Annotated in this window: 23 protein-coding genes and 1 pseudogene; 13 read left to right on the top strand and 11 right to left on the bottom strand. The window is 40.0% G+C overall.

Annotated features, from left to right (window positions below; translation table 11 throughout):
• Together VCASEI_RS14625 and VCASEI_RS14620 are read left to right on the top strand one after the other, a co-directional pair.
• Positions 1-798, top strand: coding sequence for a diguanylate cyclase (locus tag VCASEI_RS14625; RefSeq protein ID WP_089110713.1), 798 nt, complete (start codon positions 1-3; stop codon positions 796-798).
• A 120-nt stretch (positions 799-918) separates the two neighbouring features.
• The gene (locus VCASEI_RS14620; protein ID WP_086961257.1) at positions 919-1857 is read left to right on the top strand and encodes a bile acid:sodium symporter family protein; all 939 of its coding nucleotides are present in this window, start codon (positions 919-921) and stop codon (positions 1855-1857) included.
• Positions 1858-2029: 172 nt separating this feature from the next.
• Here VCASEI_RS14620 and VCASEI_RS14615 read toward each other — a convergent pair whose 3' ends face one another.
• From VCASEI_RS14615 to VCASEI_RS14605, 3 genes are read right to left on the bottom strand one after another with little or no spacing between them, the layout of a single operon-like run.
• A complete protein-coding gene (locus VCASEI_RS14615) occupies positions 2030-2962 on the bottom strand; it encodes a 5-oxoprolinase subunit C family protein (protein ID WP_086961255.1) in 933 nt (310 codons plus the stop codon).
• Positions 2959-3708 carry a 5-oxoprolinase subunit PxpB gene (gene pxpB / locus VCASEI_RS14610; RefSeq protein ID WP_238321414.1) on the bottom strand — a complete coding sequence of 250 codons (750 nt, stop codon included), beginning with the start codon at positions 3706-3708 and terminating at the stop codon, positions 2959-2961. The genes VCASEI_RS14615 and pxpB overlap by 4 nt, the downstream gene beginning before the upstream one ends.
• Positions 3709-3749: 41 nt before the next feature.
• The gene (locus VCASEI_RS14605; RefSeq protein ID WP_086961253.1) at positions 3750-4478 is read right to left on the bottom strand and encodes a 5-oxoprolinase subunit PxpA; all 729 of its coding nucleotides are present in this window, start codon (positions 4476-4478) and stop codon (positions 3750-3752) included.
• Between the two features lie 250 nt (positions 4479-4728).
• Here VCASEI_RS14605 and VCASEI_RS14600 point away from each other — a divergent pair, with 250 nt between their 5' ends.
• The 10 genes and pseudogenes from VCASEI_RS14600 (at position 4729) to VCASEI_RS14555 (ending at position 14388) form a co-directional block, all read left to right on the top strand.
• On the top strand, positions 4729-5724 hold the full coding sequence (locus VCASEI_RS14600; RefSeq protein ID WP_086961251.1) for a TRAP transporter substrate-binding protein: 996 nt from the start codon (positions 4729-4731) through the stop codon (positions 5722-5724).
• Positions 5725-5795: 71 nt separating this feature from the next.
• Complete coding sequence (locus tag VCASEI_RS14595) at positions 5796-6347, top strand: TRAP transporter small permease (RefSeq protein ID WP_089110714.1); 552 nt, start codon at positions 5796-5798, stop codon at positions 6345-6347.
• Positions 6340-7644 (top strand): TRAP transporter large permease, encoded by a 1305-nt coding sequence (locus VCASEI_RS14590; protein WP_086961248.1) that lies wholly within the window; start codon positions 6340-6342, stop codon positions 7642-7644. The genes VCASEI_RS14595 and VCASEI_RS14590 overlap by 8 nt, the downstream gene beginning before the upstream one ends.
• 4 nt (positions 7645-7648) lie before the next feature.
• Positions 7649-8173 carry a winged helix DNA-binding protein gene (locus tag VCASEI_RS14585; protein WP_086961246.1) on the top strand — a complete coding sequence of 175 codons (525 nt, stop codon included), beginning with the start codon at positions 7649-7651 and terminating at the stop codon, positions 8171-8173.
• 83 nt (positions 8174-8256) lie between these two features.
• Entirely contained in the window at positions 8257-9384 is a 1128-nt protein-coding gene (solA, locus tag VCASEI_RS14580) for an N-methyl-L-tryptophan oxidase (RefSeq protein ID WP_086961243.1), read from the top strand.
• A gap of 327 nt (positions 9385-9711) precedes the next feature.
• Complete coding sequence (locus VCASEI_RS14575; RefSeq protein ID WP_086961241.1) at positions 9712-11253, top strand: ABC transporter substrate-binding protein; 1542 nt, start codon at positions 9712-9714, stop codon at positions 11251-11253.
• Positions 11253-12212 (top strand): ABC transporter permease, encoded by a 960-nt coding sequence (locus VCASEI_RS14570; RefSeq protein ID WP_086961239.1) that lies wholly within the window; start codon positions 11253-11255, stop codon positions 12210-12212. The genes VCASEI_RS14575 and VCASEI_RS14570 overlap by 1 nt, the downstream gene beginning before the upstream one ends.
• Positions 12209-12991, top strand: a complete 783-nt coding sequence (locus tag VCASEI_RS14565; protein WP_086961237.1) for an ABC transporter permease — start codon at positions 12209-12211, stop codon at positions 12989-12991. The genes VCASEI_RS14570 and VCASEI_RS14565 overlap by 4 nt, the downstream gene beginning before the upstream one ends.
• Positions 12988-13488: pseudogene (locus tag VCASEI_RS14560) on the top strand (ATP-binding cassette domain-containing protein); the annotation flags it as partial. The gene VCASEI_RS14565 and the pseudogene VCASEI_RS14560, both read left to right, overlap by 4 nt.
• Positions 13489-13530: 42 nt before the next feature.
• Entirely contained in the window at positions 13531-14388 is an 858-nt protein-coding gene (locus tag VCASEI_RS14555; RefSeq protein WP_337589339.1) for an ATP-binding cassette domain-containing protein, read from the top strand.
• A 112-nt stretch (positions 14389-14500) separates the two neighbouring features.
• Here VCASEI_RS14555 and VCASEI_RS14550 read toward each other — a convergent pair whose 3' ends face one another.
• The 3 genes from VCASEI_RS14550 to VCASEI_RS14540 all read right to left on the bottom strand — a co-directional run bounded on the left by VCASEI_RS14550 (position 14501) and on the right by VCASEI_RS14540 (position 16895).
• A complete protein-coding gene (locus VCASEI_RS14550) occupies positions 14501-15589 on the bottom strand; it encodes an NADH:flavin oxidoreductase/NADH oxidase (protein WP_086961233.1) in 1089 nt (362 codons plus the stop codon).
• 113 nt (positions 15590-15702) lie between these two features.
• The gene (locus VCASEI_RS14545) at positions 15703-16140 is read right to left on the bottom strand and encodes a DUF2753 family protein (protein ID WP_089110716.1); all 438 of its coding nucleotides are present in this window, start codon (positions 16138-16140) and stop codon (positions 15703-15705) included.
• A gap of 146 nt (positions 16141-16286) precedes the next feature.
• Positions 16287-16895 (bottom strand): superoxide dismutase, encoded by a 609-nt coding sequence (locus tag VCASEI_RS14540; RefSeq protein ID WP_089110717.1) that lies wholly within the window; start codon positions 16893-16895, stop codon positions 16287-16289.
• A gap of 429 nt (positions 16896-17324) precedes the next feature.
• Here VCASEI_RS14540 and VCASEI_RS14535 point away from each other — a divergent pair.
• Positions 17325-18868 (top strand): IS3 family transposase gene (locus tag VCASEI_RS14535; RefSeq protein WP_110957763.1). Its coding sequence is split into 2 segments (ribosomal slippage): positions 17325-17790 and positions 17790-18868, totalling 1545 coding nucleotides; the frame shifts between segments, so codons are not numbered across the junction.
• A 17-nt stretch (positions 18869-18885) separates the two neighbouring features.
• Here the strand turns inward: VCASEI_RS14535 and VCASEI_RS14530 are convergent.
• The 5 genes from VCASEI_RS14530 to VCASEI_RS14510 form a co-directional block, all read right to left on the bottom strand.
• Complete coding sequence (locus VCASEI_RS14530) at positions 18886-19356, bottom strand: Lcl C-terminal domain-containing protein (protein WP_110957814.1); 471 nt, start codon at positions 19354-19356, stop codon at positions 18886-18888.
• Entirely contained in the window at positions 19353-20486 is a 1134-nt protein-coding gene (locus VCASEI_RS14525; RefSeq protein ID WP_110957813.1) for an Lcl domain-containing protein, read from the bottom strand. Before VCASEI_RS14525 ends, VCASEI_RS14530 begins: the two co-directional genes overlap by 4 nt.
• 48 nt (positions 20487-20534) lie before the next feature.
• Positions 20535-22078 (bottom strand): IS3 family transposase gene (locus tag VCASEI_RS14520; RefSeq protein ID WP_110957763.1). Its coding sequence is split into 2 segments (ribosomal slippage): positions 20535-21613 and positions 21613-22078, totalling 1545 coding nucleotides; the frame shifts between segments, so codons are not numbered across the junction.
• Positions 22079-22125: 47 nt separating this feature from the next.
• Entirely contained in the window at positions 22126-22437 is a 312-nt protein-coding gene (locus tag VCASEI_RS14515; protein WP_089110629.1) for a hypothetical protein, read from the bottom strand.
• Positions 22434-24740: a proprotein convertase P-domain-containing protein gene (locus VCASEI_RS14510; protein WP_089110628.1), complete on the bottom strand. Its 2307-nt coding sequence runs from the start codon at positions 24738-24740 to the stop codon at positions 22434-22436. Before VCASEI_RS14510 ends, VCASEI_RS14515 begins: the two co-directional genes overlap by 4 nt.
• Positions 24741-24749: the final 9 nt, after the last annotated feature.

Here is a 24749-nt window from a genome sequence, read left to right as displayed (position 1 = left end):
ATTAAGCGAATCAATAACACGCTTGCACAATGGCTAGGTTACGATAAATCAGAAATATTGGATAAGCACTTTAGTGAATTTCTAACACCTGAAAGTAAAACATTATTCAATAATCTCATTGAAGCATTAAATACAGAACAAAATGTAGAAGGCATCACCCTTGAGGTTAAATGTAAAAATGGCGACACTTTTCACGTATCTTTAGTCGCAACCGGAATAAAAGATAGAAACCGATTAGTCATTGCACGAACGACCGTCTTTAATATTTCAGATAGGATTAAACTCGAAAAACGATTGGAATACATCGCGAATACGGATCCATTAACCGGTGTCAAAAATCGTCGATATTTCTTTGAAAAATCTCACGCTTTATTCCCGCCCAATACCAATGAAAATACACCAATAGCCGCTCTAATGTTAGATATTGATCACTTCAAAAGCATTAACGACCAATATGGACATAAAGTGGGTGATATCGTATTAACCGCGTTTTGCCGAGAAGTTGAACAACATATCAATGAAGATGATATTTTTACTCGTATTGGTGGAGAAGAATTTGCCTTGCTTTACCATCCAACATCACCACAAGACACCGTCAATAAAGCAGAAAAATTGAGAGAAGCTATCGAAAACTTAACCGTAGATGTCAAGAAAGGCGTCAATATTAAAATGACCGTTTCGATTGGATGCGCTTACCAAAAAAATCATCATATTGATATCGATCAGCTCATGCAACAAGCCGATGATGCGCTTTACCAAGCAAAACTATCCGGCAGAAATAAGGTTGCATTGCATTGATAGCAACGTAAAAGAGTGTTATCTATAAAACGCTAAAGAATATACCACATAGCTCAATTAATGAGACCCAAATAACTTCGATTAAGTTATGTGTACTCTAATACAATATGGATAAAAATTATGATCAGGACGATTACCAACCTATTCCCTATATGGGCCATTCTTTTTTCTGGCCTTGCTTTCATACAACCCGATATATTTGTTGGGTTAAAAGCATCTATAGTCCCTTTGCTCACCATCATTATGCTAGCAATGGGCTTAACATTAACCCCTAAAGATTTTTCAAATATTCGTAAAAATATAGGGGCTGTGACCACGGGAATCGTATTACAGTTTTCAGTCATGCCATTAGTGGCGCTTGCTATCGCCATGTTACTAAACTTTGATGCAGATCTAACGGTCGGCCTCGTACTCGTTGGCTGTGTGGCTGGTGGCACCAGCAGTAATGTGATGTGCTTTTTGGCCAAAGGTGATGTAGCGCTTTCAATTACCATGACAGCCATTAGTACGCTTCTAGGAGTATTATTAACGCCATTATTAGTCGAAACGCTGGCGGGTAAAGCCGTCGATATTCCCGTAACAGGAATGATCATTAGCTTAGTAAAAGTCGTTTTAGTCCCTGTTTTAGTCGGAGTGTTTATTAATTCGCTTTTTCATAAGTACATCACAAAACTCAATCCTATTTTGCCGTTGATCTCAATGGCTGCCATTGTAATGATCATTGCTATTGTCGTCGCGCTCAATTCTGGAAAATTAATTGAAGTTGGTCCGATGGTCGCATTAGCTGTTGTTTTACACAATTCTGCGGGCTTATTAGCCGGTTATTGGATACCTAAAAAACTAGGTTTTGATGAAAAGATTTGTCGTACCATTGCCTTTGAAGTGGGCTTACAGAACTCTGGCCTTGCCACTGCGCTGGCGATGAAATTTTTTGCACCAACCGCAGCCATTGCTGGCACTATTTTCTCGGTTTGGCACAATATCAGCGGATCCATTCTTGCCGGTTACTGGGCAAAATCCAGTGTCAATACTTCAGCTAAAAACACCCAAGAAGCTTAATAAAAGAACGATTAAATTATCGATAGAGGAAACGATAATAGGCAAATAACTAGCGCTGGCTCATGGTGCGAAGATAACAATGCTACGCTCTGTGAGCTTTTTCTATTTCTGCTGACGAAAAACAATAGTTAATACTGCCGTAAAATCTCATCGCTATCTTAACTTCATTACTTTACAAACCGAAGAAGCGCATAAATTCACAATACTTTTCTGTCTCTTCTTCAATATCGCTTAAGTAAAAGTTCAGTACTGTGCCCGGTCTTACCTGCGCCAAACGCATTAAGCTCATTTTTGATACACACCCTATTTTAGGGTAACCACCTAATGTTTGTCGGTCACAAGCAAGAATAATCGGCTGACCATTAGGTGGAAATTGAATGGAACCTGGAGCAATACCCTCAGAGATGATCCCACGACAGTTTGAATAAATAGACTTTCCTTGTAAACGAATTCCCATTCGATCCAATTTGTCACTCACTGTGTACACGTTTGAATAAAATTCATTTTTTTGAGTTTGGTTAAAAGCATCATGTTGATAGGTTTCAAACACGCCAATATCGACCTGTTGTGGGTAATCAGGAATGAAACGAGGTGGGACAAATTGCGGCTCTAATCGAGTTGTCGGTGGTTTGCAGATGGGAATAATATCGCCGTTTTGTAATGCTTGGCCTTGAGAATTTACTAGCCCTCCTAGCTGATTACGAATAACCGTTGCACTGCTTCCATACACTTTGGGAGCATCGATACCGCTTTGAATCGCAAGATAAGATCTCAACCCTTTACGTGCATACCCTAATTTTAATACTTGCCCTTTTTTCATCAAAAACGAGCGCCAATTTTCAATATTAAGCCCATCAATATTGGCAGGCATATCGGCTCCAGTTAAAGACAGCATGACATCACACTGTGCCTTAAAGCTTACCTGCCCTAGAGTAATCTCAATCATAGAGGCATTAATAGCATTACCAAGTAACCGATTTGCCCAACAAAAGGCATGTAAATCAACAGGGCCGCCCGAGCTGAGTCCCAAATGACCTACGCCTTGCCGTCCAAGATCTTGAACTAAAGAAAGCGTCCCTGATGACAATACTCGTAACGCATTCATGATTCGGTCTCCACTTGTTGCCGTTTTAATACTCCACCTAGCTCAATAAACGTTTCACGGTCAATTGGCACAAAACGCACTTTATCGCCCACTTTGAAAGGCGTGATGGGGTCAGCGCTAGGATCAAATAAATTTATTGGGCAATTACCAATAATTTGCCAGCCTCCAGGTGACTCCGCTGGATATACCGCGGTTTGCTGATCGGCAATACCAACACTACCTTTTGCAACTCGCATACGCGGCTCAATATGTCTCGCGGTCGAAATACGTTCATCCACTGTGCCTAAAAAGGCAAACCCGGGGGCAAAACCTATCGCACACACGGTATATTCTTGTACACTGTGTAGCTGAATAACGTCATCAAGACTCAGTGCATGACATTTCGCTAGGGACTCAATATCAGGAGCAACATCAGGGTGGTAATAGGTAGGCAATTCAATCAATTCATGTTGATCAACCGGCTTTAATTGCTCAAACTTATCCAACGATAACTTCAAATGCTTTTCCAGAGCCGTTACATTGGTTATACATGGGTGAAACTCAATCATGATGCTGGTATAGGAAGGAATAAGATCGATCAATTCAGGGAAGGTTTGTTTAATATCGCGACACAATAAAGCCAATTTAGGCGCATGAGAAATATCAATAATATCGCTGACATACACGATAAGATGCGTTTCAGAAAGACGAATCATTTGTTTAGCACTCTCTGGCGATTGACCTTGTATGTCATTTATTTTCTTCACTGTTCACCCTCATTTTACTGACTTTTCACTGTGGCGAATTATTAACCTAATGCCTTTCTTAATCGGCCAATTATTTCTACCGATTTATCGTTATCTCCATGCACGCACACCGTATCGGCTTGTAAGGTGATTTCTTTTCCATCTAAAGTTTGCACTGTGCCTTTTTCTACCAACATAATGACCTGATCAATGATTTTCTGTTCATCATGGTATACCGCCCCTTCAATCTGCCTTGATACTAAATATCCTTGAGCATCATAAGCACGGTCTGCAAAAGCCTCAAATAGCAATGACACACCATTTTCTTGAGCGATATTCTGATAATTAACCCTATCTACTTGTGCCAAAATCATTAATGGGATATCAAGTTTTGACTGTGCAATCGCTTCAATGATGGCTCGATAAATACATTCATTCGCCATCATATCGTTATACAAGGCACCATGAGGTTTAACATACGCTATCTCACCACCATAAAGCCGACATAACCCTTCCATGGCACCAATTTGATACATCATTAAATGCTTTAATTCATTATGAGTATGAGAAATAGAACGACGACCAAATCCTTTTTTATCTTCATAACCAGGGTGAGCCCCAATCAATACATTATGCTTAATTGCCGATTGTATCGTCGTGGCCATTACGTCAGGATCAGAAGCATGAAAGCCACAAGCTATATTTGCCATATCAATGTAGGGCATCACGGCTTCATCTCGCCCAAGTAACCATATTCCATAGCTTTCACCAAGATCGCAGTTCAGTTTCATGCCCCTCACTCCCTAATCATTATTTCATCACATGACTAAATAACCACCATAAAAATAAAGTGGATGTAATTTGTATCCTATTCGTTTTTAAAATGTTGTCAATTTGTTTAAATATAGTTATGGTATAAATAACAAGCGACAATTGAGTAAATATTGAACGTTGATGGCATCATTTGAAGCCTAGATAGCTTCCTTTCCTCAGCTCAATAATAAAAATAATATTCACGGATAGACCATAGAGGAAAAAGGAATGATTAAATCCAGATTAACCAATACATTACTAAAGAAATCTCTCATTTCAATAGCGATGTTAACTAGCCTTTCAAGCTTTGCTGCTACTCGGTGGGACATGGCAACCCCTTATGTCGATGCCACTCACCACACACAAAACGTGATCCAGTTTGCTAAAGATGTAAAAGAAGCGACTAATGGTGAGCTTGAAATCGTTGTGCATTCAGGTGCTTCTCTTATCAAACATACCGAAATTGCTCGTGCGGTTCGTACCCAACAAGTACCAATTGGTGAAGTTTTCATTGGTATTCTTGGTAACAGTGATCCTATCTATAAGCTCGACAATATCCCTTTTCTTGCCACTAATTTTGAGCAAGCTAAAGCGCTTTACGCAGCTTCTAAATCAACGTTAGAAAAAAAATTGGATAAAGATGGCATGATGCTTCTTTACTCTGTTCCTTGGCCACCTCAAGGCATATACAGCAAAAATCCTATTAACTCTATTGATGACTTAAAAGGTGGGAAAATGCGCGCTTACAGCCCAACCCTATCTCGCTTATCTGTCTTATTAGGGGCAATACCAACAACCGTTCAAACCGTTGAAATTCCTCAGGCTTTTTCAACAGGAATTATCGATATGATGATGACCTCGCCAACAACCGGTGTGAGCAGTCAATCTTGGGATTACCTAAAAAATTATACGGACGTTCAAGCGTGGATCCCTAAAAATATGGTCATTGTGAATAAACGCGCCTTTAAACGCTTACCTAAAGATGTCCAAACCTCGCTATTAAGTATGTCGGAAAAAGCAGAAAACCGTGGTTGGGATATGGCAATAAAAGAAACTGCAGAAAAAACTCAAATGTTGGCAGATAAAGGCATTAACGTGTCTAAGCCGAGTGCAAAATTGATGTCGTCCTTAAAAGCGGTAGGCGATGTTATGACGAAAGAATGGGCTGAAGAAGCCAGCGTTGAAGATAAAATCGTACTTGCCGATTATCAAGAACAACAATAAGCCATCTACAAATGGCTTTCAACATTGGCTGTTTTAAATAGAGACGGCGGTAAATAAACAAGGAATTCTATATGCGTGCCATGTTAGACAGAATCTATTTAAGCGCAGGTGCGATTTCAGGGCTAAGTATTATTCTTATTTGCCTTGTGATCCTTGCCAGAGTAGTCGGCCGATGGCTTGGTATTGTCATTCCGTCCAGTGATGACTTTGCCGGTTATTTATTAGCATCGTCTAGCTTTCTTGCGCTTGCCTATGCCTTTCGCAGTGGCACACATATTCGTGTGAGTTTATTTACCTCTCGACTATCTAAAAATACATTGCTGTGGGTTGATCGCAGTGTATTAACCTTAGCGGCATGCTTAGTCAGCTACCTTTCCTACCAGTTAGGCTACATGGTTTGGGAATCTTGGGTATTTGAAGAAGTCACTTCTGGTTATATTCCAATGCCGTTATGGGCAGTTCAACTTCCTATGTCAATTGGTGCTACTATTTTTGCAATTGCCGTCATCGATAGTTCTGTGTGTAGCTGGCTATTTAAAACACCCATACCAAAATCTGACGAAGAAATGCTCGCTGAATCTGAAACCATACAGATATCATCCGAGGGAAAACATCATGAATGAGTTGTCGATTGGAGCCATACTACTGGTGGTTTTATTTACCCTTCTTGCCAGTGGTACATGGGTTGCGCTATCACTTATTTCAGTTGCCGCCGTAGGAATGTTATTAATTGGCAATGATTCTTTTGGACTCATTTATGCCACGACAACGTGGGGAACGGTATCTGATTGGTCTCTTGCTGCGCTTCCTTTGTTCATTTGGATGGGCGAAATTTTATTCCGTACACGTTTATCCCAAGATCTTTTTGAAGGATTAACACCTTGGTTAAGCCGAATCCCTGGCGCTTTGTTGCACGTTAATATCCTAAGTTGTGGCATGTTCGCAGCTGTATCAGGTTCATCTGCTGCGACCGCAGCCACCATTGGTAAAATGACATTACCCGAGCTTAAACGTAAAGGGTACGACGATAAAATGGCCATTGGTACACTGGCAGGTTCCGGAACATTAGGACTACTAATCCCACCTTCCATCATTTTAATTGTCTATGGTGTGTCGGCTGAAGTCTCAATTAGCCGTTTATTTATTGCAGGCGCTCTACCCGGCCTCATGTTGGTATTAATGTTTATCGGTTACACTATTTTTTGGTCAGTAAAAAATAAAACCCGTATGCCCGTAGATAATACTTATTACTCCATACCCACAAAATTCAAAGCCTTACTAAAACTTGTTCCGGTGGCATGTTTAGTTATATTTGTTTTAGGTTCAATTTACGCGGGCATCACCACACCAACAGAGGCAGCATCATTTGGTGTTTTAGGTTCATTAATTTTAGCCCTCACTAGTCGAAGCTTAACGTGGGAAACATTTAAGACCAGCTTACTTGGCGCCGTAAAAACCTCTTGTATGATTCTATTCATTCTTGCTGGTGCAGCCTTTTTAACCGTCGCGATGGGGTTTATTGGCCTACCAAGAATGCTCGCTGAACAAATCGCCATCATGCAACTGTCACCTTATATGTTGTTATTTTTACTAACAATATTATTTGTGATTTTAGGCTGTTTCCTCGATGGAATTTCAGTAGTAGTTCTGACAACGTCAGTGGTATTACCTATGGTGATGCAAGCTGGTATCGATCCTTTATGGTTTGGAATTTACATTGTCTTAGTGGTTGAGATGTCTCAAATTACGCCACCCGTAGGTTTTAATCTATTTGTAATCCAAAGCCTTACGGGAAAAAACATTCTTTACGTAGCCAAGGCTGCCTTACCATTCTTCTTTTTATTAATGGCTGCTGTCGTTGTCATTACCCTATTTCCAGACATTGTCACTTGGCTACCAACCACCATGACCAAAGGATAACATCATGACGAATAAACAAGGCCAAAATGAGCATTTACCGATTGTTTCCTCTTCTCATTTAGCCAATAGCGATGCGATGACATTAAGTGAATTTGAATATGCATTAACCATGATGAACAATGCTTTTCAACGCTGGATGCAATCATGCAGCACCACATCTGGAATGTCAGAATTAAGCCCTCTCGATATTTTAGTTGTCCATAATATTTATCATCGGAATCGACCAAAACGCATTGCCGATGTTGCATTTACTCTCAATATTGATGACCTTCATACCGTCTCTTATTCAGTACGAAAACTCGTAAAACTTGAATTAGTTACCAGTACAAGACAAGGGAAAGATACCTTTTATACCATCACCTCATCCGGCGAAGCATTTTGCAACCACTACCGCGATGTACGAGAACAATGTCTCGTCGAGGCACTCAAAACCATGAACATCAACGACCAGCTAGGTGATGTAGCAACACTAATGCGCACCTTATCCGGCTTTTATGACCAAGCTTCACGAGCAGTGCGGTCATTGTAAAATAAGAATACACGCATTGCTTACATTCAGTAAAACAGTAGGATATAGAAACAAATTGTTTCAAGAACAGGAATAGAGAATTCATGAATTATGATGTGGTAATCATCGGCGCAGGTTCCATGGGAATGGCTACCGGCTATTTTCTTGCCAAAGAAGGAAAGAAGGTTTTATTACTGGATGCTTTTGATCCTCCCCATTCTCATGCAAGTCACCATGGTGAAACCCGCATCATTCGTTACGCCTATGGCGAAGGTGAAGAATATGTGCCATTAGCGTTACGTGCCAAAGTATTATGGGAAGCGTTAGAACAACAAACCGGACGATCTTTATTCTTAAAAACAGGGGTATTGAATATTGGATCTAAAGAATCATCATTCATTGAAATGCTGATTGCTAGTGCAAAGAAATACAAACTTCCGATAGAAATACTTAGCGCCGAACAAATAAATACCCGCTTTCCCGGTTTAGACATTCCAGAAAAATATATTGGTTGTTTTGAATCGACTTCAGGCGTATTGAAATGCGAAGCCTCTATTCAAGCTTACCGAGATCTTGCGATCGTGCATGGCGCCATCCTTTTGCCTCATCATAAAGTCACCGATATTCAGCCTCAAAGTGACAAGATAGCAATCACCGCCAATAACAAAACGTTTCATGCTGATAAAATCGTGATATCCGCTGGAGCTTGGTCTCATAACCTATTAAAAATGCTATCACTCAACCTCCCAATTCAACCAACCCGAAAAACATTTGCTTGGTTTAATGCCCCAGAATCACAATATGGGCAAGAGGTATTCCCTGCTTTTTCTTTTACTACAGATGAAGGGATCTATTATGGTTTTCCGAGCATCGATGGCGCAGGACTAAAAATTGGCCGTCATGACCTCGGAGAAGTTCAAGACCCTAATGGAGAAATAGCGCCTTTTGATTTCGATAATGATAGCCATGACCTTCGTGCATTATTAGCAAAACATATGCCGAATGTTGAATCACTCAAAATGGGTAAAACCTGCATGTACACTATGACACCTGATGAGAACTTCATCATCGATCGTCACCCTGAGAATGACAATATTATTATAGCGTCGGGATTTTCAGGTCATGGTTTTAAGTTTAGTAGTGTCATTGGGGAAATCGTCAGTGATCTTATTCTGGAGAAACCGCTTCAATATGATATTAATCTTTTTTCCATGTCCCGCTTTACCTTATAAGCTTTGTTTCAATATGATCGCTCCATGAGCGTGGAAGTAAACACCTCAGCTTTAGTCTACTAAAAAGCTTTTATCAACTAAAAAAATTAAGGTCACATTTGGTGGCCTTAATTATGAATATCGTTATTATTTTAGCGACTCTCCACACGATAAGATGACCGCAACAATGAGCCATATCTCTAATATTAGCATTGGTTTACACCCAAAAATCGTATTACCACTCCCCCTCGAAATAAAATGCTTACATTTTGTTACAAGTGTCGATTGCCATTCGTTTGATATGTTATAACATAACGATAAATTCAATCTTAAATAAGACCCCTTTAAATGTTAAACATAAAAACTTCTCTTTTTCTCGCTTGCGCCTGCTTAAGTACCGTGATTTATGCAAATGAAACCCCTGAACCTAATCGCTCAAACACATTATCTATTGCGGGCAGTCTAGAGTTTACCAATATTGATCCTTCCTCTAATGGCTATTTATTCACACGAATGCAAGTCATCGAAACGCTGCTTAATGTTAATCCTCAGGGGCAATTATTACCTGCCCTAGCGAAAAGCTACCACGTTAGTAATGGTGGTAAAACTTGGTTATTTTCTCTCAATGATAATATCAAATTTCACGATGGACAAACTATGGATGCCAATGTCGTTGTGCAAAGTTTGATCCGAGCTAGAAGCAAACACGGTCCACTCAATAATGTGCCAATCCTTTCTATTCATGCGATTGAAAATCAAAAAATTGAGATCACTTTATCTCGCCCATACCGACCATTAGGTGCGGTACTCGCTCACTATTCAACCGCTATTATTGGCTCAGAATCGTATGATAATAATGGGAAAATCGTCCGTCTAAATGGTACTGGACCCTATCAAATTGATCAGTTAGCACCACCTCATAAAATAACGGTCAAACGGTTTGCAGATTATTGGGGAGATGTTGCATCTATCGAATACGCAACTTACTTGACAGGCCATAGAGCAGAAAGCCGCGCGTTGCAAGTCACGAGTGGCCAAGCTGATATCGCCTACGAACTGTCTCCCACAAGTACCATACGAATGAAAATGCAACCACACATAAAAGTTCATGATATTTCATTACCTAGAACCTTAGTCATTAAACTTAATAGTGGCGATCCTCTCCTAAACGATGTGAGAGCTCGTCAAGCACTAAGCCTTTCCATTGATCGACAAGGTATTGCTAATGGTGTTTTACGAACACCTGGCGCTGAAACGTCTCAATTATTACCTGAAACAGCAAAGAATTGGTACCTCACTGAATACGCTGCCCCAAATTACAATATCGACAAAGCACAACAGTTATTGAGCGATCTTGGTTGGACGAAAAATGAAAATGGCATCCTAATCCGTAATGGTGCACCATTTGAACTCACACTTATCACTTACGCCGATCGCCCAGAGTTAACGAACGTTGCTACAGCAATACAAGCACAGTGGCGACGTCTTGGCGTGCAATTAAAAGTCAATATTACGAATTCTAGTGCGATACCATCAGGTCATAATGATGGCTCATTACAAGTCGCTCTTATTGCTCGAAATTATGGTGTGATAGCCGACCCTCTTGCCGTTTTAAGTAATGATTTCTCACCAACAGGTGGCGATTGGGGGGCTATGAATTGGAACGATCCTAGCCTTAATGCCTTATTTAATAAGCTTAATATCACTAATGATCCAAATGAATATCATCAATTAGCACAGCAAGCCGCTGAGAAAATTCATCATGGATACGCCTTGTTACCCATCGCCAGTTACACGCAAAGAGTCGGCGTCAATCAAAGAGTTCAAGACTTTCATTTTGACCCATACGAACGGCAGTTTCCTATCAACAAAATGGAGCTTTCACACTAATGTTTACCATTTTATATCAACGAGTATTTCAACTCTTTGCGGTTATTTTTTCCGTCGGAGGGCTTACTTTTTTATTAATGCGGGCACTCCCTGGCGATATGGCTTACCGAATTGCAGCCAGTCGATATGGACAAGATAACGTCAACGAACAAGCCGCTGAATTTGTGCGTCAAGAGTTGGCACTTAACCAAACGGGTTGGCATGGGTTTATGCAGTGGATGCTCGATATTGCACAATTTAATTTTGGGCACTCACTTGTCAGTGGCGAGTCTGTTTTCAGTATTGTAGAACATCAGCTGACCCACTCAATCATGCTAGCCGGTACTGGGATGCTGATGTCCATCATTATTGCTATACCAATTGGCTTGTGTAGTGCTCTCTGGCCACGCCATTTTAATCTCTTAGCCTTTACCTTTTCGGCATTATTTCGATCTCTGCCTGTTTTCGTTATTGGCCTCATTTTAATTTTACTTTTTGCTTTGCATTGGTCGTGGTTTCCCGTTGCAGGTTTTGGCACACCAAATCATTTAGTTTTGCCAGCATTAACGCTTGCCATCAGCTTAGCCGCAGCATCCAATCGTATTATTTATCACTCTGCGCAAGACACTTTTCGAGCGCCATTTTATAGCTTTGCAAGAACAAAAGGCTTGGGCACTGTAACCACCTTTCGTCGTCACGGCATTATCAATATTGCATTACCTGTGGTGGCTTATTGGGGAGTGCAGCTCGTTATAGTATTAGAAGGCGTCGTGATGATTGAGTCATTGTTTTCGTGGCCAGGTGTCGGACATGGGCTTGCGCATGCCATATTTGCTCGTGATATCCCTGTGATACAAGGCACTGCCATCTGCCTTGGTATCCTGTTTGTTATTTTAAACACCATCAATGATTTAATTTGTCGCCAACTTGACCCTCGCTCCCAGCAGCCTAAATCCGATTTACAAGGAGCCGTCATATGATAGACCGCGTTTCTCAAAAGCTAGCTTTAACAATACTGTCTTCACTTGTGTTGTTCGCAATCTTTGGCCCTTACATTGGCGAAATAGACCCTTATCAACAAAATTTAATGCACATTCTCACCCCACCTAATAGCGAGTATTGGTTAGGCAGTGATCAGTATGGTCGCAGCATGTTTAGCCGTCTTGCTTATGCGTTACGTTTGTCATTATTCATGGCCATCCTTTGCGTCACAACCTCTGCATTGATTGGGTGTACATTAGGAATTTTGGCCGGTTGGCGTGGTGGTTGGATAGACAGTGGATTAGTCATGCTTGTCAATATCCTCTTAGCACTCCCTGCTCTTGTGATTGTGTTATTGCTAGCGGCAATGATGCCCGGTTCCTTTATTGCACTCTATTTAGCAATATCCTTAGTGCAATGGGTCGAGTATTTTCAGCTTTCTCGCACGCTTACTCGAAAAATAATGACCAGCGAAGCGATTCAAAATTCTCGCCTTCTTGGCTTTAACAATATGTATTTACTACGTCGTCACCTATGGCCAGAACTTTCTACTCCAGTCGCCACCATTGCGTCTTTTGGGGCAGCAAATGCCATCTTATATATGGCGTCTCTTGGGTTTATCTATGTCGGCATTCAACCTCCTACCAGTGAGCTCGGGTTAATGATCGTAGAATTATTTCCTTATTACAGTGAAGCCCCTTGGCTATTGTTACAACCGATTCTACTTATTTCCTTGCTTATTATGAGCTTTCATTTATTAACTTGGAGAAAGTCATGAACCCTTTTTTACAGGTGAGTAATCTCTCGATTAAGAGCGGTGATGTCACGCTAATCAACAATATTTCATTTTCACTGACGAACGAAAACCCATTAATTATCTTAGGGCAAACAGGGTCTGGAAAAAGCTTATTGCTCAAATTCATAATGGGGACACTCGATCCCGAACTTCATATAACTGGGCAGTTTTTTATTAGTGGAAAGGAAATATCCTACAAACAACGTTCGTCATTATGGGGGAAAACATTATCTATATTGCCACAAGAACCATCGCAAACCCTTAGCCCTCTAATGAAAGGACATGCTTAGGTAAGCGAAGTCTATCGTTACGTTAATAAAGACGAACGATCTTTAGCTCAGAAAAAAGCACATCAATCATTAGAGAGTTACGGGTTAGGTGAACATGCCAACAAAAGACCTTATGAGCTTTCTGGTGGTATGGCACAGCGACTTGCAATGTGCATTACCAGTGCCGGACACAGCGATCTGTTGTTAGTTGATGAACCAAGTAAAGGGTTAGATATTGCCCGTCGAGATGAAATGATCACTCATCTTAAACATCGCGCTAAAGACGGTGGGCTCTGTGTGGTGACTCATGACATTGAGGTTGCACAAGGCTTAGGTGGTAGCATGATTGTTATCCAAAAAGGAGAATTGGTCGAACAAGGTGACACACAAATTATCTTAGGTTCTCCAACTCATTCTTACACCAAAACCTTACTAGCGTCCGTTCCTGAGCGATGGGCTCAACCACACCATCAACACAAGATATCAGTACCAATATTAAGCATACGTAACCTTACGCTTCATCGCGGGAATCGTTGCCTATTTACTAATTTGAACCTTCGCTTACACGCAGGTGAAGTCATTGGTGTTGTTGGAAAAAGTGGTAGTGGTAAAAGCAGCTTAGGCGATGTCATTTTAGGCTTAATCAACACCTATTCTGGCACAATTGAACGCTTTAGCTACGAGATGAAGAAATCACATTGGTTAAAGATTTTTCAAGATCCTATCGCTTCATTACCCAGTCAAGTAACGTTAGGGCAGCTATTAGACGATCTCATTTTATGTCATCAGATAAATCGTCAACGTATACCCGATATGATGGAGACGCTGAGATTATCACCGGAGCTTCTTCATCTAAAACCCCATCAAGCATCCGGTGGAGAATTACAACGCTTTTCTATTTTGCGGACACTACTGCTCGACCCCATCTTCTTATTTGCGGATGAACCGACATCACGATTGGATCCCGTGGTCGCGAAAGAGGTGTCAACAATGTTGATCACTTTAGCGAAAAAACAAGGTTGTGGCGTGCTGATTGTTAGCCATGATCCTAAACTTATCCAGTCATTATCAGACAGCGTGATTAATATAGAAGACTACCACTTAAGCTGAACCATAAAAAAGCCCTTAATATCAATCGTTATACACGAAAAATAGAAAGGGCTTACTTTGACATAACAGATACTGATAGCGACTACAGTCGATTATTCAGATTGTAAAAAACTTAATAACGTTCTAACCAATGTGCATAAGGCGCGGGTAAAACCCATGATGGTTTATCAACATTCAAGGCTTTGGCAAGACGATAAGTATAGTGTGGATCCGCTAGGTAAGCTTTACCAATCATCACCACATCCATTTGATCTTCTTGAACAACACGATTGGCATCTTCAGGCTGATCAATGCCCCAAGCAGACGCAACCGGTAAGCCCGTTTCTTTGCGAATACGTTCTGAAATTGGTGCTAGAAATGCAGGTCCCCATGGAACTTGTGCAGTTGGCGTAGAGAATCCAACGCTCACGCTTACCATGTCTAGCCCTTGCTCTTTCATCTTATTAATCAGCACGATAGATTCTTGAAGTGTCTCTTCATCACGACCATCAAATTCAAGCACACCAAAGCGAATCGTTAATGGTAAATTTTCTGGCCATACAGCACGTACTGCTGCAAAAGTTTCAAGTAAGAAGCGACCACGATTATCAGCATTGCCACCATATTGATCAGTACGTTGATTAGAATGAGCAGAGAAAAAGCTCTGTGCTAAATAGCCGTGGGCAAAATGCAATTCTAACCATTCAAAACCCGCCTCTAGAGCACGCTTAGCGCCCTCAACAAAATCTTGTTTTACTCGCTCAATATCGGCAATACTCATTTCAAGCGGTGCTTTATTTAAATTACCACCGAACGCTAATGCAGAAGGCGCAATAGTCTGCCAACCTTTAGGATCATCATTTTCAATATGGTCATCACCATCCCATGGTCGATTTGCACTGGCTTTACGGCCAGCATGAGCAATTTGAATACCCGCCACACTACCATTATCTTTAATACTTTGTGCAATACTCGCCAGTGCTGTCGCCTGTTCATTATTCCAAATGCCAAGGCAGTTTGGGCTAATACGACCTTCTGGAGAAACCGCTGTCGCTTCAACAATCACCAAGCTAGCACCGCCTCTTGCCAAACCAGCATAGTGAATATCGTGCCATTGATTCGCCACACCATCTTCAGCGCTATACTGACACATTGGTGGAACCGCAATACGATTTTTTAAGACAATATCTTTTAATGCAAATGAGTTAAATAATGCAGACATCTATACTTACCTTGTTTAAATAAGACCACAGATAAGCATAATATCCATATATAGGACATGATTAAAATGATACTAATGTATAGCCAACATGCATGTATGTAATAGTATTAAAATCAATTAATACGGAATCTAGCAATAAGATTGCAGTTCGTTGCACTGTCTAAGCTTTTTACCAAATTGGCCAATGACGGATTAGGATGACGTTTCATAAACTCAACTAACGCTTTGCGGCAACACCCTAATGATTCTATAAATTCACCGCACGATGTATTAGGACATTGAGGAAGCAAAGTGAGTATTCGTTCTGAAGCCAGTTCAAGATATTTAAGCTCATATTGATCATCACCTAGCACACGCCAAAATTTCGCCATATTATGGCAAGAAATAACCGATATCATTAGTTTATCATTTAAATCAATGTGTACTGCATCATCGACAGTTTCACTTAATGCAAGTGCTTGCTGGTAATGCAAAATACCTCGAAGATGGTCGTATTGTTCCATCGCCTTATCCGCTAACAGTACATGCTTCTCCCACTCTGACACATTCATTTCATATCCCCTCACCCAACCTGCATCAACGATTAAAAGAACAATATATTAAAAACCTATTAATAAACCGGTTGATCATTTTTTGTTTATACCATCACCGCTTAGAAACCGTTAGCCATCATGACCAACAGTTTCTCATTATTGAGTTAAGCAACAACTGATAAATAATTTTCTTCAATCACTTTCCAATCAACCACATTCCACCACGCATTAATATAATCGGGTCGGCGGTTTCGGTAGCTAATGTAGTAAGCATGTTCCCATACATCTAGCGCTAAAATAGGTAGCCCTTGACGAGATGATGTTTCCATTAAAGGATTATCTTGATTTGGCGTAGAGGTGATTTCGAGATTGCCATCTTTAATAATTAACCAAACAAAGCCGGAACCAAAAGTATTCACCGCAGCATCACTAAATTGCTGCTTAAATTCTTCTAAATCCCCAAATGTTTCATCAATTTTTGCTGCTAAATCGCCAGTCGGTTTCGATTGAGGTGACGACGACATGCATTGCCAATACACGATATGGTTATAGTACCCTCCTCCATTATTACGAACTGCTGGAGGATGCTGAGAGATAGTAGCAAAAATATCATCCAATGATGTCTGCTCAAGCTCCGTACCTGAAATAGACGCCATAAATTTATCGAAATAAGTCTTATGATGACGACTGTAATGGATTTCCATTGTCTGAGCATCAATATAGGGTTCTAGTGCATCATACGCATAAGGTAAAGCTGGGAATTCATGACTCATAGATTTCTCCTTAATTATCCTTTTAATGGGCAATTATTCACACATGTTCAGCAATCCACCACTAGCCCTATCTTCCACCTTTTCAATAAAAAATGCAAATGATTGTTATTATCATTTGCATTCATATAAATATACAACTCCTCCATTTTACTTAAGAAAGTTATAACGAGTAGCACCAAGTATTAATATTTAGCCACTAAATATTTTTTGAATAGATTATTTAGCTTCTAACTAATCCTCAGCAACGAGTAGCACACTTCCTGCTATAGCCGTAGGTGCATAAGCTATTATTTCGGCATTTCGAACATCAAAAGTAAAAACTTCTTGTGTTTCTAATAATGAAGTATTACTCCATACGTAAGAACCCTCTCTGTCAGACTAGTTGTCGCGCTTAATATTCAACCATTAAACAGAGGGCGTGGAGTAACAATGAAACATTATTCAGCGCAAAGCAAAGAGTCGGCTCTTCAGAAGATGATGCCTCCAAATAATATAGCAATAGCCCAATTATCAATCGAGATGGGGATTGGTGAATCAACCTTGTATAATTGGCGAAAACAAGCAATTGATAAGGGGCATTTAGTGCCAGGTGATGGAAAGAATGCTGAGCAGTGGTCATCAGCAAATAAATTCTCAGTCGTGTTGGAAACAGCCTCTTTAAATCAAGCTGAGTTAGCGGAATATTGCCGAGGCAAAGGTCTTTATGTGGAACAAGTATCGGCTTGGCGAAATGCGTGTATAGATGCAAACGCTAACGTTAAAGAGCAAGAAAAAGCCTTCTCCACCGAAACAAAGAAAGATAAAAAACAGATCAATCAATTAGAAAAGGAGCTACGTCGAAAAGATAAGGCACTCGCTGAAACCGCAGCACTATTGGTGTTAAGAAAAAAAGCAAATGCGATCTGGGGGGAAGCCGAGGACGAATGATCCTCGACTCAGCTCGCATTCAAGCAGTTAAACTAGTTAATGAAGCTGTGAGTTCTGGTGCGCCAAAGTTTAAAGCTTGCCGTGAACTTGGGATCAGTGTCCGGACGTATCAACGTTGGACTGTTGACGGGAACATAAAAACAGATGGTAGACCAATATCTCAGCGCCCTGAGCCAAAAAATAAGCTATCAAAAGCAGAGAGAGATAACATATTAGCCATCGTTAATAGCGATGATTTTAAGAGCTTACCACCAAGCCAAATCGTCCCTACATTAGCAGATGAGGGTATTTATCTTGCTTCTGAATCAACATATTATCGTGTTCTTCATGAAGAAAAACAGCAAAACGCTCGCGGACGTAGTCAGATAAAAGAGAGAAAAGTACCGACGACACACTGTGCTACAGGGCCAAACCAAGTGTGGTGTTGGGATATTACTTGGTTACCAGGCCCCGCTAAAGGGCTGCATTTTTATTTATATTTGATACTCGATATATTTAGTCGAAAGATTGTTGGATGGGAAATTCATGATGACGAATCAGCAGAAAATGCATCAATATTAATTAAGAAAGCTCATTTAAAAGAAGGAGTTAAAGATAATCCTCTGGTACTGCATTCGGATAATGGAAGCCCAATGAAAGGCTCATCAATGCTTGAAACACTTTATAGTTTAGGTGTCGTGTCGTCTTTTAATCGTCCTAGGGTGAGCAATGATAATGCTTATGCTGAGTCGATATTTAAAACGTGTAAATATCGCCCTGACTATCCGTATAAAGGGTTTTCAACAATTGATGAGGCGCGTAGTTGGGTGTTGAAATTTAGCCACTGGTATAATTTTAACCACAAACATAGTGGCATCAAATACGTCAGCCCACATCAAAGGCATTCAGGATTAGCGGGTGACATATTGGCTAATAGAAAAGAAGTTTATCAAGGTGCTAAAGATGCTCACCCTGAGCGCTGGAGCGGTAATATCCGTAATTGGGATTTACCAAAAGAAGTGTACTTAAACCCTGAACAAAATAGTGTCAAGGCTGAGAGTGCATAACGTAGTGATCGCGACAACTAGTTTGACAAACACCGAGAACGAATATCTCCGGCTCCATAATTTTCTTGATTAGTGGAATACGGAAAAGCATTGGAGAAGGCTTTTTTATTCAGAGCAGGAGCAAAGCAAGAATGCTCAGACAATGTCACTAACTCTTTAATATTTGGCATCCGCCAGTTTTTTATTCCTGCAAAATTATGAAGAGCGTGGCTTGGATTTTGATTTATTGATTGAACATCGTATAAAGCAGCCTGCCAAAACATATCCTGTCCATCACCTAAGCATGTATCCTCGGTACTATCCCAAGTTTTACCTAATGGACATCGCATCCAAGTCAAGCCAGTGATGCGATCTTTTATTGTGCCGTTGTTATTAAATTCATATCGAGCATTCGGAGCCGATTTGGTCATATTCTGAGAACACTCTTGTGCAGCCATGGCGCTCATGGGAATAAGATATAAAAGTGTACACAATTTTAATGATTTCATTTAACAGACTCCATTTCTGATACTAAACGAATTGGAAGCTGGTATGATGCTCCCATATCAACTTCGACTTTATCACTATAAATATTAACCGGGTATGTTGTTCCTCTATATATCCCACGAGTCAACGCAGCAAGTATTACTCGACTATGAGGAATTTTAGTCGCCTCGTATTCCGTAAAGAACTCAGTTGAGGTCCATACTTCTCCGGATGCAAGGTCACTTATAATGCTCTGTCTTGGGAAATAATCAGGGCTTAAACCATAGACATCACCATTGAAATCTTTTTCTTTAATACCAAAATCAATAATGTCATAGAATTCACCAAAGGTAGGTAATCGCCAATTATTAATCCCACAGACAGTATTTTTATTTAAATAATTCACATAGTCTTCAGTTGTGCAGATTTCATCCGAACAACTGAGCATATCAATATCTTCTTGGTAAGGTTCAAATTTTCCACTCACTTGATAAGCGAATAACTTATCTTTAAATTGAGGAGATGCTAAATCATCACTTTTTGTTTCCCAAACTAATCCTGTTCGTTGGTCTTTAACGCATGACCATTGTTCAGCTTCATCCTTTAAAGGGCGCCCATTAAAGTCTAATTTTGTAAATAAGAAACCACCACTATTTTTATCATGACCATAATCCGCATCTTGTCCCAAGTAATCACTAGGGGCGTTGAAACTACTACCATTATCGCTGTAATATTCCACCAACCCTGTATCATTAAAGTCTTTTCCTTCCGTTGCTTTATTTAGAGCAATAATTAAGGCTTGTATAGCACTCTCAGTTGGTGCTGGTGCCAAAATAAAGGACTGATAATCCGATAAATTACTACTCAGAATAGAAAGCAAAAAATTAGCATTAGATTTATCAATTGAAGCAATCAAAGTTAGAATATTTTGCTCTAAAATTTGGTATTGATTACTATTACCTTCATTAAGAAGATTATTTGTCGCGGTCAATCCGATGCTATTTAACTGTATCTTAATTGAGTTAATGGCATCGTTAAGCGTCAGACCGTTAGACATTTGGCTTGCAACCAGAGTCGTAATCACATTAATTTCATTGCCGGTTGTTTTTCTTTGACTAGGAGCAACCAAAAAAGCATTAGTTTTATTTCCCACGTAACTCGACAATCGGTGTTTGTCAAACTAGTTGTCGCGATCACTACGTTATGCACTCTCAGCCTTGACACTATTTTGTTCAGGGTTTAAGTACACTTCTTTTGGTAAATCCCAATTACGGATATTACCGCTCCAGCGCTCAGGGTGAGCATCTTTAGCACCTTGATAAACTTCTTTTCTATTAGCCAATATGTCACCCGCTAATCCTGAATGCCTTTGATGTGGGCTGACGTATTTGATGCCACTATGTTTGTGGTTAAAATTATACCAGTGGCTAAATTTCAACACCCAACTACGCGCCTCATCAATTGTTGAAAACCCTTTATACGGATAGTCAGGGCGATATTTACACGTTTTAAATATCGACTCAGCATAAGCATTATCATTGCTCACCCTAGGACGATTAAAAGACGACACGACACCTAAACTATAAAGTGTTTCAAGCATTGATGAGCCTTTCATTGGGCTTCCATTATCCGAATGCAGTACCAGAGGATTATCTTTAACTCCTTCTTTTAAATGAGCTTTCTTAATTAATATTGATGCATTTTCTGCTGATTCGTCATCATGAATTTCCCATCCAACAATCTTTCGACTAAATATATCGAGTATCAAATATAAATAAAAATGCAGCCCTTTAGCGGGGCCTGGTAACCAAGTAATATCCCAACACCACACTTGGTTTGGCCCTGTAGCACAGTGTGTCGTCGGTACTTTTCTCTCTTTTATCTGACTACGTCCGCGAGCGTTTTGCTGTTTTTCTTCATGAAGAACACGATAATATGTTGATTCAGAAGCAAGATAAATACCCTCATCTGCTAATGTAGGGACGATTTGGCTTGGTGGTAAGCTCTTAAAATCATCGCTATTAACGATGGCTAATATGTTATCTCTCTCTGCTTTTGATAGCTTATTTTTTGGCTCAGGGCGCTGAGATATTGGTCTACCATCTGTTTTTATGTTCCCGTCAACAGTCCAACGTTGATACGTCCGGACACTGATCCCAAGTTCACGGCAAGCTTTAAACTTTGGCGCACCAGAACTCACAGCTTCATTAACTAGTTTAACTGCTTGAATGCGAGCTGAGTCGAGGATCATTCGTCCTCGGCTTCCCCCCAGATCGCATTTGCTTTTTTTCTTAACACCAATAGTGCTGCGGTTTCAGCGAGTGCCTTATCTTTTCGACGTAGCTCCTTTTCTAATTGATTGATCTGTTTTTTATCTTTCTTTGTTTCGGTGGAGAAGGCTTTTTCTTGCTCTTTAACGTTAGCGTTTGCATCTATACACGCATTTCGCCAAGCCGATACTTGTTCCACATAAAGACCTTTGCCTCGGCAATATTCCGCTAACTCAGCTTGATTTAAAGAGGCTGTTTCCAACACGACTGAGAATTTATTTGCTGATGACCACTGCTCAGCATTCTTTCCATCACCTGGCACTAAATGCCCCTTATCAATTGCTTGTTTTCGCCAATTATACAAGGTTGATTCACCAATCCCCATCTCGATTGATAATTGGGCTATTGCTATATTATTTGGAGGCATCATCTTCTGAAGAGCCGACTCTTTGCTTTGCGCTGAATAATGTTTCATTGTTACTCCACGCCCTCTGTTTAATGGTTGAATATTAAGCGCGACAACTAGTCTGACAGAGAGGGCAATGAAGAAGTACCAATATCTAATTCGACAACAAGAGGTGATTCTAGAATAGATTTTTGATGGCTTGTAATCGAAAATGAACCATCTCTTGCCGTTGTAGATGGCTCATTGGAGCCACAGATGAAATCACCATTAAGATCCGCACAAACTTTTTCATCGCCTTGGCTTGCTAGTGCAGTGATCTGTCCTGATACTTGATAAGTCGGCTCACTTACATCCGAGCTTCCATCTGAACCACCACCGCATCCCGCGAGTAAAATAGCAGCAGAAAGTATGGATAATTTTAATGTCATATAACTCTGTCCTTATTTTTAATAAAAAAGCATCGACGATAAAATAACAATACAAATACCAATAAGGTTCCCAGTGAAACTGAACCTCCAGAGGAGGATTGTTGTATTTTATCTTCATCATTATTGTCGTTAGGTGTTTCGATAGTAGGCTCATTTTCACAGTCGTAGTGAGTGACTCTACCCACTCCCCATTCAATAAGTTTACCCTTATCTTCTGGGGTTAAATCTGTAACTTCTAAACGCCACGAGCCTCTAATTGGATCCCCTAAGAATATTTGAAGCTTTTCATCATATTTGGCCACCCAATAAAATGTACGGTGAGAGAGTGAGTAGTGTTGATTCTGAAGTAATATTTGTCGTTTACCGGACGGTGATACAAGTGTTACTTGTAGATCAGAAAAATCAGAGTGGTTGAAGTTTAGATATACTACGAAGTCATCCGAGACAATACCTAAATCATTTTTAATGATGAAATTAAAGGTTTTAAAGCCGTAATTAATCGTTCCAGAGTTTGATAGATATGCATCAGGAATGATTGAATTCTGGACTTTAATCTCTTGGTTAAAAACCGGAATACCAAGTACCAATGAAGAAGTGGATAACCAGTCCGACGCTATTAAGTTAGGTGAAAATTGATAGTTGATATTAGCTGTTATATCAAACGCTTCCCCACAGGTAGACGTGGTTGGTAACTCAATTTGAGTAACAATAGTATCAACTTTTTCAGCTTTAATACTTTTATAACCGCCAATCGAAGCTTCTATTTTTCCTTCTATCTTTGCTGATCTTCCATTACTCACAATTCTTATCTCGATTGGTTTCAATGGATCTACATAGCGGTTATTCATTTCAAGGAGGAATGGTTGTTTCAATAATCCGTGCTTGTTTAGATTCTGTTTTAAAAGAATATAATAATCTCTTGATGGGTAAAGTGCCTGTGCGACATAAAGCATGCTTTCAGCAAGATCATGCATTTTCATACCGCGCCCCATACCAAACATTGACTCCAATACTAAAGTATCAACTTCTTTAAAAGCGATTCCTCCGTAAAGTTCGACGCTTTGTTTTAAAGTCTGGAATAGCGGTGTCGACCACAGCTCATCACCCAGTTCACCACCAACACTTTCATGCGCTCTATACTCATTTTGCTCAAAATATTGTGCACGTTGATTCCAAAGGCTACGAGTTGAAATTTTACTACCAAAATACCCATCCCAATTGAAAACCGTATCAATTTCAAAGGTATCACCTAACTCAAATTGCTGGCGATAGCTATTGGAACCCGCCCAATAGTCAGCGAATCCTTCTGCGATTGCTCCTGTGTGCCCATATGCCCAATCAGGTAATATATGATAATGGATGCCATGCGCTAATTCATGAGTAATAACATCAGCATCTAAAGCATCTGCAGAACCACTCCCAACACCAAACATCAACGCCTTGGGGCCAAAGTAATAACTGGAATTATTATTTGCTAAACCCTGCGCATCAAATTTAACGGGTTCCAAAAACAATTGATAACCTAATGATTCTAAATACTGTAAAGATTGATCTATTTGATAAAAAGCCATAACTTGGGTGAAATCGGGGCTTGCAAATATTAAGTTTTGTAAGTCCGATTTACTATCAAAAAATGTAATGCCATCTTTAGGCATAAACGATATATTAGAACTTTTAGACCAAACATCGGTATTGCGATCTTGTTCTTCCAAATAATCAGCATCAACTTGAGTCACTCTATTATTGGATAAATAGATACGGTTTCCGACTTCCAGCATTTCAACTTGCTTTAAAACAAAGTGAGGAGCAATCGGGTATTGAGATATATCGGTCCAGGCGTATTTTGGAGCCGTCAATCTATCCATTGTTCTTAAATCGGGATCAACAATATTAATCGTTTGAGGTACTAATATTCCACTACCAATTGAGGGGGGTAAATCGGCCTTTAATCGACGAGGTTTTTCAATCTCAGCGGCTATTGTCGCTTCACCATTTCTTAAAATAGTATCTTCAAGGCTTTTAAATATTCGCTCAACAATATCATTCTTATTTGAATGTAAAACAATAACTCGTTGCGCTTTATATTCTCCTTCTTGGCTAAGATTAAAATTATATTGATGACCTAAAATACTTTGGCTTTCATAACGAAAGGATAATTCACCGATATTAGGATAATGCGTTTCTAAATAACGCTGAGCTTCTATTTTATTAGTTACAACTTCGTTACCAGCTGGGTAATCCCATTCCCCCGCAAAAATGCCAAAAGAAAGCGAATAAAAAATAATTAAGTAATAATATTTCATTAAATATCC

It is taken from the genome of Vibrio casei (assembly GCF_002218025.2).
Classification (GTDB): domain Bacteria; phylum Pseudomonadota; class Gammaproteobacteria; order Enterobacterales; family Vibrionaceae; genus Vibrio; species Vibrio casei.
This window is presented reverse-complemented; position numbering and strand designations above follow the sequence as displayed.

Coding starts and splice junctions, on each gene's coding strand:
- VCASEI_RS14545 (WP_089110716.1), bottom strand. CDS start 16,140: ATGAATGTGTCAGAGTGGGAGAAGCATGTACTGTTAGCGGATAAGGCG.
- VCASEI_RS14615 (WP_086961255.1), bottom strand. CDS start 2,962: ATGAATGCGTTACGAGTATTGTCATCAGGGACGCTTTCTTTAGTTCAA.
- VCASEI_RS14550 (WP_086961233.1), bottom strand. CDS start 15,589: ATGTCTGCATTATTTAACTCATTTGCATTAAAAGATATTGTCTTAAAA.
- VCASEI_RS14575 (WP_086961241.1), top strand. CDS start 9,712: ATGTTAAACATAAAAACTTCTCTTTTTCTCGCTTGCGCCTGCTTAAGT.
- VCASEI_RS14510 (WP_089110628.1), bottom strand. CDS start 24,740: ATGAAATATTATTACTTAATTATTTTTTATTCGCTTTCTTTTGGCATT.
- VCASEI_RS14585 (WP_086961246.1), top strand. CDS start 7,649: ATGACGAATAAACAAGGCCAAAATGAGCATTTACCGATTGTTTCCTCT.
- VCASEI_RS14605 (WP_086961253.1), bottom strand. CDS start 4,478: ATGAAACTGAACTGCGATCTTGGTGAAAGCTATGGAATATGGTTACTT.
- VCASEI_RS14540 (WP_089110717.1), bottom strand. CDS start 16,895: ATGAGTCATGAATTCCCAGCTTTACCTTATGCGTATGATGCACTAGAA.
- VCASEI_RS14570 (WP_086961239.1), top strand. CDS start 11,253: ATGTTTACCATTTTATATCAACGAGTATTTCAACTCTTTGCGGTTATT.
- VCASEI_RS14555 (WP_337589339.1), top strand. CDS start 13,531: ATGATCACTCATCTTAAACATCGCGCTAAAGACGGTGGGCTCTGTGTG.
- VCASEI_RS14600 (WP_086961251.1), top strand. CDS start 4,729: ATGATTAAATCCAGATTAACCAATACATTACTAAAGAAATCTCTCATT.
- VCASEI_RS14620 (WP_086961257.1), top strand. CDS start 919: ATGATCAGGACGATTACCAACCTATTCCCTATATGGGCCATTCTTTTT.
- VCASEI_RS14530 (WP_110957814.1), bottom strand. CDS start 19,356: ATGAAATCATTAAAATTGTGTACACTTTTATATCTTATTCCCATGAGC.
- VCASEI_RS14515 (WP_089110629.1), bottom strand. CDS start 22,437: ATGACATTAAAATTATCCATACTTTCTGCTGCTATTTTACTCGCGGGA.
- VCASEI_RS14590 (WP_086961248.1), top strand. CDS start 6,340: ATGAATGAGTTGTCGATTGGAGCCATACTACTGGTGGTTTTATTTACC.
- solA (WP_086961243.1), top strand. CDS start 8,257: ATGAATTATGATGTGGTAATCATCGGCGCAGGTTCCATGGGAATGGCT.
- VCASEI_RS14595 (WP_089110714.1), top strand. CDS start 5,796: ATGCGTGCCATGTTAGACAGAATCTATTTAAGCGCAGGTGCGATTTCA.
- VCASEI_RS14565 (WP_086961237.1), top strand. CDS start 12,209: ATGATAGACCGCGTTTCTCAAAAGCTAGCTTTAACAATACTGTCTTCA.